20 protein-coding genes are annotated in these 15814 nt (G+C 69.2%); 1 reads left to right on the top strand and 19 read right to left on the bottom strand.

All coding sequences use genetic code 11. The features are described from left to right. Positions 1-240: 240 nt before the first annotated feature. From AB0959_RS00880 to AB0959_RS00830, 11 genes are all read right to left on the bottom strand, one after another. Complete coding sequence (locus tag AB0959_RS00880) at positions 241-1620, bottom strand: AI-2E family transporter (RefSeq protein WP_366824055.1); 1380 nt, start codon at positions 1618-1620, stop codon at positions 241-243. A gap of 152 nt (positions 1621-1772) precedes the next feature. Then, entirely contained in the window at positions 1773-2480 is a 708-nt protein-coding gene (locus tag AB0959_RS00875) for a transglycosylase SLT domain-containing protein (RefSeq protein ID WP_366824054.1), read from the bottom strand. A 401-nt stretch (positions 2481-2881) separates the two neighbouring features. Next, complete coding sequence (locus tag AB0959_RS00870) at positions 2882-4207, bottom strand: PhoH family protein (protein ID WP_366824053.1); 1326 nt, start codon at positions 4205-4207, stop codon at positions 2882-2884. 326 nt (positions 4208-4533) lie between these two features. After that, entirely contained in the window at positions 4534-5307 is a 774-nt protein-coding gene (locus AB0959_RS00865) for an isoprenyl transferase (RefSeq protein ID WP_366824052.1), read from the bottom strand. 657 nt (positions 5308-5964) lie between these two features. Continuing rightward, positions 5965-6354, bottom strand: a complete 390-nt coding sequence (locus tag AB0959_RS00860; protein WP_366824051.1) for a helix-turn-helix domain-containing protein — start codon at positions 6352-6354, stop codon at positions 5965-5967. 88 nt (positions 6355-6442) lie between these two features. Next, positions 6443-7273, bottom strand: a complete 831-nt coding sequence (locus tag AB0959_RS00855) for a class I SAM-dependent methyltransferase (RefSeq protein WP_366824050.1) — start codon at positions 7271-7273, stop codon at positions 6443-6445. 90 nt (positions 7274-7363) lie between these two features. Further along, positions 7364-7831 carry a GNAT family N-acetyltransferase gene (locus AB0959_RS00850; protein ID WP_366824049.1) on the bottom strand — a complete coding sequence of 156 codons (468 nt, stop codon included), beginning with the start codon at positions 7829-7831 and terminating at the stop codon, positions 7364-7366. Between the two features lie 73 nt (positions 7832-7904). After that, positions 7905-8765 carry an LLM class flavin-dependent oxidoreductase gene (locus AB0959_RS00845; RefSeq protein WP_366824048.1) on the bottom strand — a complete coding sequence of 287 codons (861 nt, stop codon included), beginning with the start codon at positions 8763-8765 and terminating at the stop codon, positions 7905-7907. Between the two features lie 40 nt (positions 8766-8805). Next, positions 8806-9390 (bottom strand): dihydrofolate reductase family protein, encoded by a 585-nt coding sequence (locus tag AB0959_RS00840; RefSeq protein ID WP_366824047.1) that lies wholly within the window; start codon positions 9388-9390, stop codon positions 8806-8808. A 131-nt stretch (positions 9391-9521) separates the two neighbouring features. Further along, on the bottom strand, positions 9522-9860 hold the full coding sequence (locus AB0959_RS00835; protein WP_366824046.1) for a hypothetical protein: 339 nt from the start codon (positions 9858-9860) through the stop codon (positions 9522-9524). After that, on the bottom strand, positions 9857-10129 hold the full coding sequence (locus tag AB0959_RS00830; protein ID WP_366824045.1) for a hypothetical protein: 273 nt from the start codon (positions 10127-10129) through the stop codon (positions 9857-9859). The genes AB0959_RS00835 and AB0959_RS00830 overlap by 4 nt, the downstream gene beginning before the upstream one ends. 158 nt (positions 10130-10287) lie before the next feature. On the opposite strand from AB0959_RS00830, the gene AB0959_RS00825 reads away from it, so the two are divergent. Next, complete coding sequence (locus tag AB0959_RS00825; RefSeq protein ID WP_366824044.1) at positions 10288-10578, top strand: GntR family transcriptional regulator; 291 nt, start codon at positions 10288-10290, stop codon at positions 10576-10578. Between the two features lie 66 nt (positions 10579-10644). Here AB0959_RS00825 and AB0959_RS00820 read toward each other — a convergent pair whose 3' ends face one another. The 8 genes from AB0959_RS00820 to AB0959_RS00785 form a co-directional block, all read right to left on the bottom strand. Continuing rightward, positions 10645-10983, bottom strand: coding sequence for a helix-turn-helix transcriptional regulator (locus AB0959_RS00820; RefSeq protein WP_366824043.1), 339 nt, complete (start codon positions 10981-10983; stop codon positions 10645-10647). Then, a complete protein-coding gene (locus tag AB0959_RS00815) occupies positions 10980-11354 on the bottom strand; it encodes a type II toxin-antitoxin system RelE/ParE family toxin (protein WP_366824042.1) in 375 nt (124 codons plus the stop codon). The genes AB0959_RS00820 and AB0959_RS00815 overlap by 4 nt, the downstream gene beginning before the upstream one ends. Before the next feature lie 77 nt (positions 11355-11431). Then, positions 11432-12088 carry an OmpA family protein gene (locus AB0959_RS00810; protein ID WP_366824041.1) on the bottom strand — a complete coding sequence of 219 codons (657 nt, stop codon included), beginning with the start codon at positions 12086-12088 and terminating at the stop codon, positions 11432-11434. A gap of 3 nt (positions 12089-12091) precedes the next feature. Continuing rightward, positions 12092-12682 carry a hypothetical protein gene (locus tag AB0959_RS00805; protein WP_366824040.1) on the bottom strand — a complete coding sequence of 197 codons (591 nt, stop codon included), beginning with the start codon at positions 12680-12682 and terminating at the stop codon, positions 12092-12094. Between the two features lie 15 nt (positions 12683-12697). Beyond that, the gene (locus tag AB0959_RS00800; protein ID WP_366824265.1) at positions 12698-13246 is read right to left on the bottom strand and encodes a pilus assembly protein TadG-related protein; all 549 of its coding nucleotides are present in this window, start codon (positions 13244-13246) and stop codon (positions 12698-12700) included. A gap of 62 nt (positions 13247-13308) precedes the next feature. Continuing rightward, positions 13309-13527 carry a hypothetical protein gene (locus tag AB0959_RS00795; protein ID WP_366824264.1) on the bottom strand — a complete coding sequence of 73 codons (219 nt, stop codon included), beginning with the start codon at positions 13525-13527 and terminating at the stop codon, positions 13309-13311. A gap of 129 nt (positions 13528-13656) precedes the next feature. Then, on the bottom strand, positions 13657-14430 hold the full coding sequence (locus AB0959_RS00790; RefSeq protein WP_366824039.1) for a response regulator transcription factor: 774 nt from the start codon (positions 14428-14430) through the stop codon (positions 13657-13659). After that, complete coding sequence (locus AB0959_RS00785; RefSeq protein WP_366824038.1) at positions 14423-15811, bottom strand: histidine kinase; 1389 nt, start codon at positions 15809-15811, stop codon at positions 14423-14425. Before AB0959_RS00785 ends, AB0959_RS00790 begins: the two co-directional genes overlap by 8 nt. Between the last annotated feature and the right edge of the window lie 3 nt (positions 15812-15814).

Genomic DNA, 15814 nt, shown 5'->3' with positions numbered 1-15814 from the left:
GACGAGACATCCCCCGTACCTCCCCCTGAACCCCTGTCGCGATCCGGTCCAGATCGCGGTGTGAAGGTAAGAGGAGAGTTAAGGCATGGTCCACAGACCCAAAACAGGACATTCACACTGGACCCACAACTCACTCACAAACCAGCTGGTGACGTCCGTCACACAACCTTGCGCCGAGTGAGCGTCACTGATAGTCCGTCAGAACGGCAAGCGACTCTCAGGTGAACGGCAGGGGCCACGTCACTTCTGCCCGCCGGCCGCGTCGTCCGCCGGCGGCGCCCCCTGCGCCATGGCCGCCGCCGCGGCTCCCCGCGGCTGCGGCGCGTACCGGAGGGACGACTCGTGGGAGTGGGCCCGCAGATAGCCCACGACCGTGTTCGTCACCGCCGCCAGCGGAACCGCGACCACCGCTCCGCCGATACCGGCGACCAAGCCTCCGGCCGCGACGGCCAGGACGACCGCCAGCGGGTGCACGCGGACCGCGCGGCCGAGGATGAACGGCTGCAGGATGTGCCCCTCGATCTGCTGGACGGCCAGGACGACGACCAGCGTCATGACGGCAGTGAAGACGCCCTGCGTCACCAGCGCCACGACCACCGCCAGGGCGCCGGAGACCACGGCGCCGACCAGCGGGATGAAGGAGAACAGGAAGATGAAGACGGCCAGCGGGACCGCCATCGGGACGTTGAGGAAGTAGATGCCCAGGCCGATGAAGATCGCGTCGATCAGGGCCACCATCACCGTGCCGCGTACATAGGCCGTCAGGGTGCGCCAGGCCCGCGGGCCCGCTCCGGCCACCCCGGGCCGCGCCGCCGACGGCACCAGCTTCAGGGTCCACTTCCAGATCTTCTCGCCGTCGTACAGCAGGAAGAGGGTGGAGAACATCGTCAGGAGGATCCCGGTCAGGGCCTCCACGATGACCGTCACGCCCTCCAGGCCCGCCGAGGTGATCTCCTCGGTGTTGCTGCTGATCGCCTCGCGCAGGTTCTTGGCGATGTCGTTGATCTGGTCCTCGGTGACGTGGAAGGGGCTGTTGAGCAGCCAGCGGCGCAACTCGTCGATGCCGTCCTGGATCTGGTCGGAGAGGTTGTCGATGTTCTCCATGACCTGCCAGGTCACGAACCATCCGATCAGGCCCATGATGACGAACCCGAGGATCGCGGTGAGTGCCGTGGCCAGCCCCCGCGGCACGCCGTGGCGGCGCAGCCGGGCCACCGCCGGCTGGAGCAGGGCCGTGATGAGGAGCGCCGAGACGAACGCCAGCACCACCAGCTGGACGGCGCTGATGACCCGCATCAGGACCCAGAGGGTGCCCGCGAGGATGAGCAGCCGCCAGCCGGCCTCGGCCGCGACCCGCATCCCCCAGGGGACGGCCTCGGCGGGATGGGGGCGGGTCATGACGGCCGGCGCGTAGGAGGGCGGCGTGGGGACGTACTCGCGCGGCTGGTCCTGCGCTCCGGGGGAGTTCCCGGCGGCCTCGGAGTCCGCTGGGGCCCCGGAATCCATCGAGTCGTCGTCGGCGTCACGGGCCTCGGCCTCCGCGCGACGGCGCTCCAGTTCCTGCCCCCATCCGGTCAGTCCGGCGCCTATCCGACCGAGCCACTCTGGCACTTGCGACATGGTCCGTCTTCTCCCCCGTCTCTCTTCCGCCCCACACTCCCCCCGAAGTCGTCCGAGTCCGACCGTACATGGCCCGAGCCCCTCACCAAAGGACGGTGAGGGGCTCGGGGAGGTTGAGCGGCCGACGGGTGTCCCGAGGGCTCAACAGCGGCTCAGTACCAGTTGTTCGCCTGCCAGAACGACCATGCCTCGCACGGGCTGCCGTAGCGGGAGTCCATGTAGTTGAGGCCCCACTTGATCTGGGTGGCCGGGTTGGTCTGCCAGTCGGAACCGACGGACGACATCTTGGAGCCGGGCAGTGCCTGGAAGAGACCGTAGGCGCCGGAGGAGGCGTTGACCGCCTTGTAGTTCCAGCTGGACTCGTGGTCCACGATGTTGCTGAAGCAGGTCCACTGGTCGGCGGCCACGACCTGCTTGGCCATCGCCTGGATCTCGGCGGTGGAGAAGGTCTTGGTGGCGCTTCCGACGAGGGACGTGACATCGCGGCTCGCGGAACGGCTGGCGGCTTCCTTGGCCTTGCGGTCGGCCTCGGCCTTCTCCGCTGCCTTCTGCTTGGCGACCGCGTCCGCGGCGGCCTTCTTGCGGGCCGTCTCCTCTGCGTCCTTGCGTGCGCCGGCGTCGGCAGCGATGGACTGCGCGTCGGCCTGCTGCGTCAGGGACGCCGTCTGCACCTGGGCCTGCTGGCCCATGGGAATGTCCGAGAGGAGAGTCGCGTCGCTTGCTGTCGCCTCGGCGTCGTTGTTCTGAGCGGTGCTGCCCGAGGCAACACCAACGACGCTTCCGACAGCGGTGACCGCGGTGGCCGAGGCCACTGCGAATCCCCGGACCGAAATCCGGCTCACACGGTTTCCTTCCAGCATCGTCCGCTTCGGTGACCCTGGCGGACGCAATCGTGCCCCTGGCACTGTCCTCCCAACTGCGGGGTCACGGGAGGCACGGGCCCGGTGGGCAACTCCTTTGCGGGGAGAGCCGTGTGGTGCTCGGGCGGCATACGACAACGCTATGGAGTTAACCGTGGTGCTCGTGTTGTGCCGTACCGCTGGGGGTACCGGTGTGCCGTATGCGGGGCCTGACAGGAATGAGACTCTGCCGTAACCAGACGCGGCATGGCAATTCCGGGTTGCGTGTGAAAGCTCACACTGCCGTTTGCGCTGGACGATTCGAGGAAAGCCGCACACGCCAAGCGCCGCCCAGCTAGGCTCATGGCCTTTTGCTGGACGGCGCCAACCAGCTAGTAGCTACCTGAAGTTGAGCACTCCGGTCAGATCTGCCCGTCCTCCAGCATTTCGGTCACCAGTGCGGCAATCTGGGACCTTTCGGACCGCGTCAGCGTGACGTGCGCGAAGAGCGGATGTCCCTTCAGCTTCTCCACGACGGCGACGACACCGTCGTACCGGCCGACCCGCAGATTGTCCCGCTGGGCCACGTCATGGGTGAGAACCACCCGTGAATTCGCGCCGATTCGGGACAGAACGGTCAACAGGACGTTCCGCTCCAGGGACTGGGCCTCGTCCACGATCACGAACGCGTCGTGCAGCGAGCGGCCGCGGATGTGGGTGAGCGGGAGCACCTCCAGCATGCCGCGGGCGGTGACCTCCTCGATGACCTCGCGGGAGGTGACCGCCGAGAGGGTGTCGAAGACCGCCTGCGCCCAGGGGCTCATCTTCTCGGACTCGGAGCCCGGCAGATAGCCCAGCTCCTGCCCGCCCACCGCGTACAGCGGCCGGAAGACCATCACCTTCTGGTGCTGACGGCGCTCCAGCACCGCCTCCAGACCCGCGCACAGCGCCAGGGCCGACTTGCCGGTGCCGGCCCGGCCGCCCATCGACACGATCCCGATGTCCGGGTCGAGCAGCAGGTCGAGGGCGATCCGCTGCTCGGCGCTGCGGCCCTTGATGCCGAACGCCTCCCGGTCGCCGCGCACGAGGCGGACGTTGCCCTCGGGGGTCACCCGGCCCAGCGCCTTGCCGCGCTCGGACTGGATGGTCAGGCCCGTGTGCACGGGGAGGTCGGCGACCTCGGGGACGAACGCGTGCCCCTCCTCGAAGAGGATGTCCACCTGCTCCCCGGGCAGGGTCACTTCGGACATTCCGGTCCAGCCGGAGGCGCCCGTGATGGCGAGCTCCGCGCGGTACTCCTCGGCGAGGAGACCGACGGAGGACGCCTTGATCCTGAGCGGGAGGTCCTTCGAGACGACGGTGACGTCGTACCCCTCGGCCTGCAGATTGCGGGCGACCGCGAGGATGCGGGAGTCGTTGTCCCCCAGGCGGTAGCCGGTCGGCAGAACGCTGGGGTCCGAGTGGTTGAGCTCGACACGGATCGTGCCGCCGAGGTCGCCGGTCGGGATGGGGGCGTCGAGGCGGCCGTACTTCACCCGGAATTCGTCGAGCAGGCGGAGGGCCTGCCGGGCGAAGTAGCCGAGCTCGGGATGGTGCCTTTTGGCCTCCAGTTCCGTCACCACGACGATGGGGAGCACGACCTCGTGCTCGTCGAAGCGGTTCAGGGCGTTCGGGTCGGCCAGCAGGACGCTGGTGTCGAGAACGTAGGTGCGCCGGTCTGGCTTGTGGCGCTTTGTGCTGGTCACCACGGAAGGACGTACCCCCTCGGATGAGGTCGGGGAGCGACGAAGAGGAACTGGACCGGTCGACGGCGCCGATGCACGGGCCGGTGACCGGCCCTCCGCCTCTTCGTCCGTGCAGTGACCACACGGTCGGGCTGGTGCAAAGGGCCTCCCGGGCGGACGACCCCGTGCCGTCCGCTGAGATCCGACACCCGTGGTTCGGGTGCCGACCTGACAGGCTTATGCCCTCGAACACGCGCCGCCATGCCATGTCGTACGACGGCGTCCCGGTGAACTCCTCGTTACTTTCGCCCCACTGGGGGTGATGTGCACCTCACCCCGGATACGGAGGGTCAGCCTCCGAAGCGTCGGCCTCGCACGGCGTAGTCACGCAGGGCGCGCAGGAAGTCCACCTTGCGGAACGCCGGCCAGAAGACGTCGCAGAAGTAGTACTCCGAATGGGCCGTCTGCCACAGCATGAATCCCGACAGGCGCTGCTCGCCGCTGGTGCGGATCACGAGGTCGGGGTCGGGCTGGTCACTCGTGTAGAGGTGCCGGCCGATCATGTCGATGTCGACGGCCTCGGCGAGTTCCTCCATCGAGGTGCCCTTGTCCTGGGCGTCGAGGAGCATCGAGCGCACCGCGTCGGCGATCTCCTGGCGTCCGCCGTACCCGATGGCGACGTTGACCAGTATTCCGTCGACGTGCGCGGTGGCCGTCTCGGCCTCCTTCAGGGTGGTCTGCATCTGACCCGGCAGCAAGTCGGGTGTGCCCACGTGGTGGACGCGCCAGCGGCCGTCGGCGGCGAGGGAGCGTACGACGTCCTCGATGATGCCGAGGAGCGGGACCAGCTCCTCCTGCGGGCGGTCGAAGTTGTCCGTGGAGAGCAGCCAGAGGGTGACGACCTCGACGTCCGTCTCACTGCACCAGCCGAGGAACTCCTCGATCTTGTCGGCCCCGGCCCGGTGCCCCTGCGCCGTGGTGGAGCCGGCCGCCTTCGCCCAGCGCCGGTTGCCGTCCATGATGACGCCGATGTGCTTGGGCACCTGGTCGTGGTCGAGGTGGCCTTCGACCCTGCGTGCGTAGACCTTGACCAGCAGGCCACGCAGTGTGTCGCGCAGGTTCACGTGATGAAGCCCCTCCGTAGCGAATGCGGTCCCCCACGCCGAAGCGTAGCGCTGCCGCCGGGGAGCGGGGGCAAGGGGGTGCTGGGATCGGCGGGTCCAGGCACAAAAAAACGGGCCGGTCCGTGGGGGGGAGACGGACCGGCCCGAGGGGGGGTTTCCACCATAACCCTTCGTAAGTGATGCTGCGTGCATCGGCGCCAAAAAATTACTCTCCGAAGTCGGCCGACGACGCCGGGGTGGGTGCGGAAGCGTTCATTCAGGGGGTATCCGTGGCCGGATCGCAGCGGATTCCAAGGCAATCGGGCGATATCCAGAGGGATTCAGGGGGTTTGAGGTCGCTCGTGCGCCACGCGACGACTTGTTCCGGCACACCCCCGCACGGGTGAACCGCGTCAGGAACGCACGCTTGACGCCATCATCTGGAGCCGTCGCCGGCCGGCACTGTCGCCGGCTTCGCGACGCGGCCACGTTCACGACGGGCCCGACGGCCGGATCCCGGCACCGCGCAGCCCCCTCCGCTGCGCGGTACCGCCCGCGCAGCTTTGCTCACGCGAATTACCTTGGTCTGAACTTAACGCGAGATACCCGACTTGAGCGAGCCATGTCGGATAACAATGTGGACACTGCACCTATTTTATGGGCATGAGGCGGGACATATCAGGTGGGCTGAGCGGCGCTCTGGTGGGCCGAGTGGTTCGGATGGTTCGCGAACTTGCGGGCGACGATTTCCTTCATGTGCCGGTCCCCCCACACACCGAGTGGCACCAGGGCGGTGTTGAGGTCCTCGCCCAGGCTCGTGAGGGAGTACTCCACCCGGGGCGGGACCTCGGGATGGACCTCGCGGCGGACGACACCGTCGGCCTCCAGTTCCCGCAGCTGCTGGATCAGCACCTTCTCGCTCACCCCTTCGATGTGCCGGCGTAATTCGCCGAAGCGGAGCGTCCCGCCCGCGTGCAGCGTCCAGAGGATCATCGGCTTCCACTTGCCGCCGACGACGTCGACGGCCGCGTCGAGCCCGCAGGTGTAGGGGCCCTTGCCCTTGGCCATGGTCGACTCCTTGTCAGAGGGGTAGGAGGGGTAGGAGGGGTACGGGTGCCGGGTGCGCGAGCGGGCGGGGCAGGCGGGGCTGAGGTGATTACCGGCCGGGCTTGCGGGCCTCGACGACGTGGCGGGTGCTGTGGGCCACGAAGGGGCCCTCCGCCTCGATCCGCTCGTGCAGCGCGAGGAGCCGGGGCCGGTACGCGTCGACGGTGAACCCGGGCACCATCCAGACGACCTTGCGCAGGAAGTGCACGACGGCGCCGATGTCGAAGAACTCCATCCGCAGCCGCTCGGCGCGCAGGTCGGCGATCTCCAGTCCCGCGGCCTCGGCGCCCGCGCGCTCGTGGTCGGGGTGGCGGTCACTGCTCTGCTCCTCCGGCTGCGGGCCGAGGAAGTACTCGACGACCTCGAACACGCTGCGGGGGCCCACGTGCTGGGCGAAGTACGTGCCGCCCGGCTTGAGGACGCGCGCGATCTCCGCCCACTGCGGGCTGACCGGGTGCCGGCTCGTGACCAGGTCGAACGCCTCGTCAGCGAACGGCAGCGGAGCGTCCTCGGGGCTGGCGACGACGGCGGCGCCGCGCGGGTGGAGAAGGGCGGTGGCCTTGGCCACGTTCGGGGGCCAGCCCTCGGTGGCGACGGTGAGCGGGGCGAACACCGGGGCGGAGGCCAGGACCTCCCCTCCCCCGGTCTGGAGGTCCAGCGCGGCGGAGACACCCGCGATGCGCTCGGCCATCGACCGCGCGTACCCCCACGAGGGCCGCTCCTCCGTGGCCCGGCCCTCGAACCAGGAGAAGTCCCAGCCTTCGGTCGGCGCGGCCTCGGCCTCGGTGACGAGGTCCTCGAAAGTGCGGCGGGGGTGATGGTGGTGGGGGCGGTGGGCGAGGTGGGCGAGGTGGGCGTGGTCGGTGTCGGCGGTGGTCATGGGGGGGATCCTCGCAAGGGCGGAGAGGGGGACGCGACCGAATTCCCGGGCGAGGAGAGGGCCCCTCCGGCTCCAGGTCACTGCCCCAGGTCACTGCTCCAGGACCAGCAGGGCGTGCTCGTCCTCGCCGTGCCGCACCGTGCCCTCGTGGCGGAAGCCGTGGCGCTCCAGGAGGCGGACCGATGCGGTGTTGCCGTGGAAGGGGTCGGCGTACAGGGGGCGGTGCCGCTCCTGCTGGAGGAAGAGGGCCAGGGCTCTTATGCCGATGCCCCTGCCCCAGTACCGGCGGCCCAGCCAGTAGCCGAGGAAGCGGCGGCCGTCGTCCTCCCACCAGGCCACCAGGCCCCCGGCGTTGGCGTCGTCCACCGTGACCGTCTGCTTGAGGACGGTGTCGTCGCCGAGGATGTTGGTGACCCAGTGGTTCATGAAGGCCTCCCGCTCGCGGGGAGTGAACCTCGACCGCCGCACCGCTTCCTGGTCCTGTTCGTAGATGTGGAAGAGCTCCAGGTCGCTCTTCTCGACGTCCCGCAGCCGCACGATCTCGCCGTTGTCGCTCATCCCCGGAGTGTGCCAGCGGGCACTGACAACGCCCGCTGACCTGCGCCTGAACAGCCCGCAGGACCAGCGGAGTTCACGGGACCAGCGGCCTCACCTCCGTCGCCACGAACCGCACGAAGCCCTCCGGGTCGGGCTCGTCCGCCGTCGGCTGGAGGATCACCGAGTCCGCGCCCGCCTCCGCGAGGTCGCGCACCGCCTCCGCGACGGCGTCCGCGTCTCCGGCGACCCCTGTGGCCTGCCCCTCCGCCTCCTGTTCGGCCCGGAGGCGGGCGGAGGCGTCCGGGCCTGTCCCCGAGAGGAGGTAGACGATCACCTTGTGGGCATCAGTGCGGCCGGCCGACTTCCGCCCCTCGTCGATGAGCAGGCGGGCACGGCGTACGTCCTCCGGGGACGTAGCGGCGGTCAGGATCGTGCCGTCCGCCGCCTCACCGGAGAGCCGCAGCGTGCGCGGCCCGGCCGCGCCGGCCAGGATCTCCACCCGGGCCTCCGGGGGCCAGTCGAGCGCCACGTCGTCCAGTTTCACGTAGCGGCCGCCGGTCGTGATCCGCTCCCCGTCGAGCAGTGCGCGCAGGGCCAGCAGATGCTCGCGCAGCAGGGTCAGCGGCGACTCGGGCCGCGCCCCGACCTGGGCCATCCAGCGCTGCACGCCGTGCCCCACGGCCAGGGTCGCCCGCCCCGGGAACAGGCGGTGCAGTGTCGCGGTCTCCATCGCGGTGATCGCGACGTTCCGCAACGGCACGGGCAGCAGGCCGACTCCCACCCGCAGCCGCTCCGTCCAGGCGAGGGCGGCGGCCGCGGTCGAGATGCCCCCTTCCAGGAAACAGTCCTCCCACAGCCACAACTGTTCCAGGCCCGTCTCGTCGGCCAGACGCGCGATCGCGCGCAGCCGCTCGGGGGGAAGTTGGGGCCGGAACACAGCACCGAGTTCAGTCATCAGGCCTTCCTACCTACGGCCGGGAACTCGTACAACCGCATTACGTGTCCGCGGAGTCGTCCGGCTCGGCTCGCCCGTAGCGCAGCAGCACGACCCCGTTGCCGAAGGTCCGGTTCTCCAGCAGCCGCAGCTTCCGGAGGGCGTCGGAATCCGTGAACAGGGGCCTTCCCCGGCCGATGAGGACCGGGTGGACGTAGATCCGGTACTCGTCGACCAGGTCGTGCCGCATGAACTCGGCGGCGAGGTCGGCGCCCCCGAGGGTCAGATCGCCGCCGTCCTGCGCCTTGAGCGCCCGGATGTCCTCGGGCACGACGTCCCGCACGATCGTCGTGTTCCACTGCGCGTGCTGCAGGGTCCGGGAGAACACGAGCTTCGGCATGTTCCGCCAGATCACGGCGAAGTCGGCCACGTGTTTCGTGACGTCCTTCTCACGGTCGGCGGTCGGCCAGTAGGCCGCCATCAGCTCGTACGTCACCCGCCCGTGGATGAAGGCGCCCATGTCCACGAGGTACTCGTCGACGTGCTGGAGCAGCTCTTCGTCGACCATGTGCCAGTCGATCTCGCGGTTCGGTCCCTCGAAGTAGCCGTCGAGGGACACGGACATCATCAGGACGATCTTTCTCATGGCGGCTCCCGGTTCCCGCGCGGCCGTACTCGCTCGTGGCACCAGCATCGCGCGGTCCGGCCCGGCGGACGGGGACGCCGCCCCGTCCGGCGGGTTCTCAGGCGCTTCCGTGTCGGGCGCCAGGGGCTCAGCTATCGCGGCTGCAGCACCGTGCGGCATCTGGGGCAGGCGCACGGCGGGTACGCGGTCATTGGCGGGGGCGCTGCGACGCGGTCACCGGTACACGTGCGGATGACACCGCCATCCCGGCTGGTGGTGCCGTCAGGGCTGACGGTGTAGACGCGGATCGTCATGCGGGACGGTCGCAGGGTGGCGTCGAGCAGGTCGAGGGGATCCTGCTGCGGCGCGTAGTGCTGGGCGCACTCCGGGCAGGCGTAGACGTGGAAGCCGGGGCCGGTTGCCGCGTGCACCTCGTGGACCACGACCGGGTTGTCGGTGGTGCGCTCGCAGCGGGCGCACATGCGGATCATCGGGCGGCCCCGACGCGGACCCCGTGGATGTGGCTCGGGCCCGTGTCGATGCCGAGGGTGGCGAGACAGAGTGCGCGACGGCGTGCCCGTTGGTGGCGGCGCTCCGCCGAGGTGAGGACGTAGGGGCGGACGAGGGCGGATGCGGTGCCGTCGAGGCGTTCGGTGAAGCGGGGTGGGGGCGGGGTGCTGCCGGCCCGGTGCCTGCCGGGCGGGGTCGGCAGCAGGGTGTTCAGCACCCAGGCGAGGGCTCGGACGATAGGGTCCAGCATGTCGACGCTCCTCAGTAAGCGTTGGCCACGCCCCGGGACGGCCGCGAACCGTCGCCGGGGTCCTTTGTGTTGCGACCAACTTAGCTCGCCTTGTATCGCTACGTATAGAGACGTATCTCTATGACAGAGACCTTATCGGTACGAGTAGCTTCCTGATCATGAATTTCCAACCGGACGACGAAATCGATCACGAAGGGCCCGTGACGCCCTACCGGCAGCTCGCGAGCATCCTGCGGGCCCGGATCGAGCGCGGGGACTGGCAACCGAACCGACCTATCTCCAGCGAGACGCAGTTGGTGCAGCAGTACGGCCTGGCCCGAACGACCGTACGCCGGGCCATCGCCGTGCTCGTCGAGGACGGACTGGTCTTCACGGTCCCGCAGCGCGGTACGTACGTATCGCCGGGCGCCTCCGCAACGCTGGGCTCCGACGAGGCGGCCGACGAGTAGCCAAGGGCGCGTGCATGAGTTGCGAGAGCTGGCCCTGGGAGCGTGTTGGTGACCACGCAGCGTGGGCTATGCCGCGCGTTCTCCGAACGCCACGGTGTTGTGCCCGTCGGACACCACGTGGAGATCCACCGTTACGTCCAGTGCCGAAGCCAGCCGTACCAGGAGATCGGCCGTGACGGGAAGCATGCCGCCCACTTCCACCGCCTCGACTTCGCCGACAGACATGCCCAGACGCTCCCCCAGTGCGGGCTGGGACAGGCCCAGAGCCGTGCGTCTGTCGTACACCAGTTGACCGAGGTCGTGGGCCAGCCGGATCTGTTCACGCTCGGCGACAACCTCCGGCGGTTCCGTGTACCCCGCGGCGATCTGCCTCTCCCGGGCCAGCTTCCATCGGGTGTGGTTCACAGCTCCTCCCGGAAATCGCGAGCGAATTCTTCGTGCGCGGGGCCGTGCTTCTCCTCGCACAGCACCCTGGCCTGCTTGGCACGCTTGACCTCGGCTTCTTCCCGCATCCGAGTCTTTCGGAAGACCGTCAGCAGAATGACGCGGCGGCCGGGTGCGAGCCAGTACGTCACCCGCACGGCGTGGCCGTCCAGAATGAAGCGCAGCTCACGCACGCCCTCCCCCAGGCTACGTGAGTGCGGCTCACCGAGCGTGGTGGGAGACGACGCCAACAGTTCCGCCTTCTCCTCGGCCTGGCGATAGTGCCGGGGTGGCAAGGTTTCGAGCCAGAGCCTTACTTCCGGCTCCAGTTCGATCGCGTAAAGATCGATCACAAGGCGAAAGTAGGGGCCTTACGGGCAACCGGCCGGGCTTCTTTTCATGCGTCACCCACGCGGGTGACTAGTGTCCGTCAGCTCTGGTCACTCGCCGTTTCGCTCCCCGTTCCGCTGTCGCTCGCACTCGCGCCCCTCGGGAACGACACCTCCACGCGGCGGTTCTTGCGGCGGCCCTCCTCCGAGGAGTTGTCCGCGATGGGGTAGTCCTCGCTGTAGCCGCGCACCTCGAAGGTGATGTCCCCGCCGAGGGAACGGGCCAGTTCGTCGTGGACGATGTCCGCGCGCTTCTTGGACAGGGTCTTGCCGTGTTCGTAGGAGCCGAGGTTGTCCGTGAAGCCGAAGACGCGGACCGTGGTGGGCTTCTGTCCCTTGATCTCGTCGGCGATCGCCTGGATGCGCGAACTCGCCTCCGGGTTCAGCTTCGAGCTGTCCTTGGGGAACAGCACCTCGGCCTGGAGCGCGAACGTCACGTTCTGGTTCGTGTCCTCCCTGCGCTCCTCACCGCCGAGGTCCTCCACGACCGACTTGATGTCCAGCACCTTCGCGGGCGCGAGCGTGGCGCCCTCGGCGAGCTTGAGTCCGGGGCTGTTGGCGTCCACTTCCGGGGGCGGCGCCGACGTGACGGTGCCCGGGGGTTCGCTGGGGCCGTCGTCGGCGTGGGCCGTGGTGACGAGGGCGAGTGTGCTCAGTACTGCGAGCGTGGTGAGCGTACGGGGCGTGAGGGCGGCCATGCGTCACTCGCCCTTGGAGAGTTCGATGGAGGCGGGGGGCATGGAGCCGACCTGGAAGTCGACCTTGTTGGTGCCGTCGGGTGGGGCGGGGAACTGGGCGAACCAGTCGGTGGTCGCGCCCGCGTCGAGACCACCGGTGAACTGAGTGCACAGACAACGGCCGGACGTGTCACGAAGGATGAGGTACTTCTTCTTCCCCGACTGGTCGATCAGGCTCGCGCCCGCGATCGAGCCGCCGTTCTTGACCAGTTCGCTCTCGTCGCCTCGCCATTCCGCGCCCACCCACGGTTCGCCGGTGCCATTTGTCACCGTTCCCTCGACCGTGACGAAGCCACCCTCTTCCCGGGCAGCCGAAGTGACCTTGAGTGTCAGGCCTCCGGCCTTGACCTCGGCCAGCGCAGACTCGCCGGCAGGGGCTTGGGACTCCTTCTCGTCGTCCCCATTGCTGGTGGACGACTTCGAAGAGGACTTCGAGTCCGACGACTTGTCGTCGTCCCCTCCCCCGCCGCAACCGGCCACCGTCAGGACCAGCCCGGTGGCGATTGTCACCGTGGTCAGAGCCGCGCGGCCCCTCGTGGTGTACCGGAACTTCATGGACACAGCTCCCTCTCACTTGGCCAGATGCACTGAGAACATCACGGACGCATCGGGAAGGTCGTCCGGATCAAAATCTTCGGGGTCGATGTTCACGGGCTCGCCGCCACAGACCAGTTCGACGGGTTTCGTGGGATCCGCCTCCAGGTCGAAGTCGCAGCGCGGCTGGATGACGGCGGTGGCCTCGGCCTGCGCGTGCCGGCCCTCTGTGGTGGGGATGATCGAGTCACCAACCGTGTAGTTCGTTTGCACCTTGGCCCAGAATCCGGGGTGACCGTCCACGTCGGGTCTGCCGAAGCCCACGAGGGCCGAGTCGTTGTCGGCAGCCAACTGCTGGGCTGCGGCCTCGGACCCAGCAGTAGGCGGCGCTCCGTCACCCTGCAGATCCAGCCAGTCGAGCCAGTTGGCGTCCGTGCCGATGGCGTCCCCCAGGTCGAGCACCAGAGTGTCCCGAGCGTCCTGCGCCGCCGCCAACGCCGCAGCGTCCGCCGCGGACTGAGCACCATTCCGAGCGACCGCCGCCTGGGCGAACGCGAAGAAGGCCAACGCTGCGAAGAGCAAAATCGACGTCAGCCAGATGTAGATGGGGAGTGTGGACCCTCGGTCGTCGACCGGCCGTAGGACCGTCAGCCGCCGGTGACGTTCTTCACGGCTTTCAGGATCGCCTGCGAGATCACTCCGTCCAACCCCAGCCCGTCGATCATCACGAAGATCCCCGCCACAATGATCATGATCCCCGCGTACTCCACGAACCCGGCCCCCGCGTCCCGCCCTTCCCCGCGCATCCGGGAGACAACGGTCCGCTTCCACTCGCCGAACCTGCCGAACCCACCGAACCTGCCCACGACGCCCGCCCTCTCGCCCGATGCCGATGCCACTGCCGACCACAGCACCGTACGTGAGATTCCGCCTACTGCGGGTGGGTCCGGGGGCCCAACTTCCCGTGCTCCCGCCGCTTTCCCCGTCAACCGGACTCATCGGCTCCACCCCTCTCTGGCCGTCCCGAGCCAGTGGGCGATCGCTTCGCTGCGCGTGGAACTGTGCAGCTTCGCGAAGATGCGGTTGATGTGGTTCTTCACGGTCTTCTCGCTGATGAAGCAGGCGGAGGCGATCTGGCGGTTGTTCATGCCGGACGCGATGAGGTCCATCACCTCCACCTCCCTTGAACTCAGGCCGAAGGCCGGTCGGTCGGGGACGCGGCGACGAAGTCGTGCCGCGGCTGCGGGCCGAGCTTTCGACGACTGTGCCACAACCGGTTGCAGCTGCGAAGAGCGTTCGTGACTTTCGTGTGAAGGTTCGTACGAAACGCCGAGCGGAGATGAGACACGGACAGCGGCGGCCAGCGACGGGGAAAACGTCGGCCTGCCTTCGCGCAAGTCACGTACCGCCGCGATCAGTTCGGGTGCCGTGAACTCGCCGTGGACCAGGTAGCCGATCGCGCCCCGGCGTAGCGCCTCGGCCACGACCTGGGGTTCCCGGCTGTAGGTCAGCATCATCACGGGGGCCAGCGCGGCGAGTTCGGGCAGCGCCGTCAGGCCGTCCGTGCCGGGCATGCGGACGTCCAGCAGGACCACGTCGGGGCGGTGGGCCGCGGCCTCACGCACCGCCTCCTCCCCGTTCGTCGCGTCCGCCACGACCTCGATGTCGGGGTGCGCGCCGAGCAGCGCGGCGAGGCCCGCGCGGACGACCGGGTTGTCATCGGCCACGAGGACGCGGAGGGGTGGGCCGGGAAGTGCCTGGTCAGGCATGGGCGGCCTCCTGTCGGGGGGTGGGCGGCGCGGGCAGCGGGAGGTCGACCGTGATCTCCGTGCCGCCCGTCGCGGGACGCGTCACGTGCAGTCGGGCGCCGATCCTCGCCGCTCGTTCCGTCATGCCCAGCAGCCCGAAGTGGCCGGATCCGGCCGCCTGGTCGACCGTGAAGCCGGGCGGCAGGCCCACTCCGTCGTCCGCGACGCGGAGGCGGACGGTGTCGGCGGACTCCTCCACCTCGACCACGACCTCCGTCGCCCGCGCGTGGCGGTGCGTGTTCTCCAGGGCCTCCGCGAGGATCGCCAGGAGGTCGTGGGTCGTCTCGGGTGAGAGGGGCGAAGGCGCGGTGCCTGTGCCCGTGCCCGTGTGTCGCAGGGCTGCCGGGAGCGTCGTACGGGTCGTGAAGTCCTCCAGGCGGGTGCTCAGTTCGGTCTTCAGGTCCGCCGGCGGGCGCGGCGTGGTCAGGTCCGTGTGGCGGCGCAGGTCCGTCAGGAGATCGCGGGACTCCGAGGCCGCCCGGCGGGCCGCCGCCGCGACCAGTGTGGCCTGTTGCTTCAGTACCCGGGGGTCGGCCGAGCGGTCCGCCGACGTCGCCAGGGCCTCCGCCGCCAGCGCCAGGCCGTGCAGCGTCTTGGCGACCGAGTCGTGCAGCTCGCGGGCCATCCGGGCCCGTTCGGACTCCACGGCCTCCGCCACGGCCAGGCGGGACGTGGCCTCGGAGAGCGCCTGGGTGGCCGTACCGAAGCGGAACATCAGGTTGCGCAGGGTCACGCCGACGATGCCGGCGGCGACGCAGAAGCCGGCGACGAGGAGGGTGCTGGTGCCCGTGCCGGGGCGGTGTTCCCAGGCCCGGTACACCAGCAGGAGCACCGCCAGTTGCAGGCCCGTGAAGGCTCCGGCGCCGCGCCAGCCGTAGAGGAGACCGGAGAGGAGCGGGGTGCAGACCGTGGCGTAGGCCAGGGGGGAGGCCGGGGATGCCGTCAGGAGGAGGACCGCGCCGAAGAGGAGGTCCAGGGCCATGAGGGAGGGGTGCGCGAGAAGGCGGGGGCCGAAGCGGTCCCAGTCCCTGAGCATGGCGTACGAGCCCATGATGCCGAGGACCCCGGCGGTGAGGACGGCGTGGCTCGGCGCACCGTCCGTGGCGTTGGCCATCGCGAACGGAGTGCCGATCAGCAGCATGGTGAGCCGGACGGCGAAGGTCTGGCGGCACAGCGCCTGCAGGGCGCTCAGGTGGAGGCGCAGGCTCGCGGGGGCGGGTACGTCGTCGGCCAGGTAGCCGCCGACCGGGCCCGGTTGCCTCCGGGGACGCGGCTGGCTCAACGGCCCGGAACGAGGCTGGAACAGGGGCCGGGACAACGACCGGAACAGTCGGCTTTCCATCAG

This window comes from Streptomyces sp. NPDC046862 (genome assembly GCF_040704615.1).
Lineage (GTDB): Bacteria > Actinomycetota > Actinomycetes > Streptomycetales > Streptomycetaceae > Streptomyces.
Note: the sequence above shows the minus strand (reverse complement) of the source record. Positions and strands in the feature narration are given on the sequence as shown.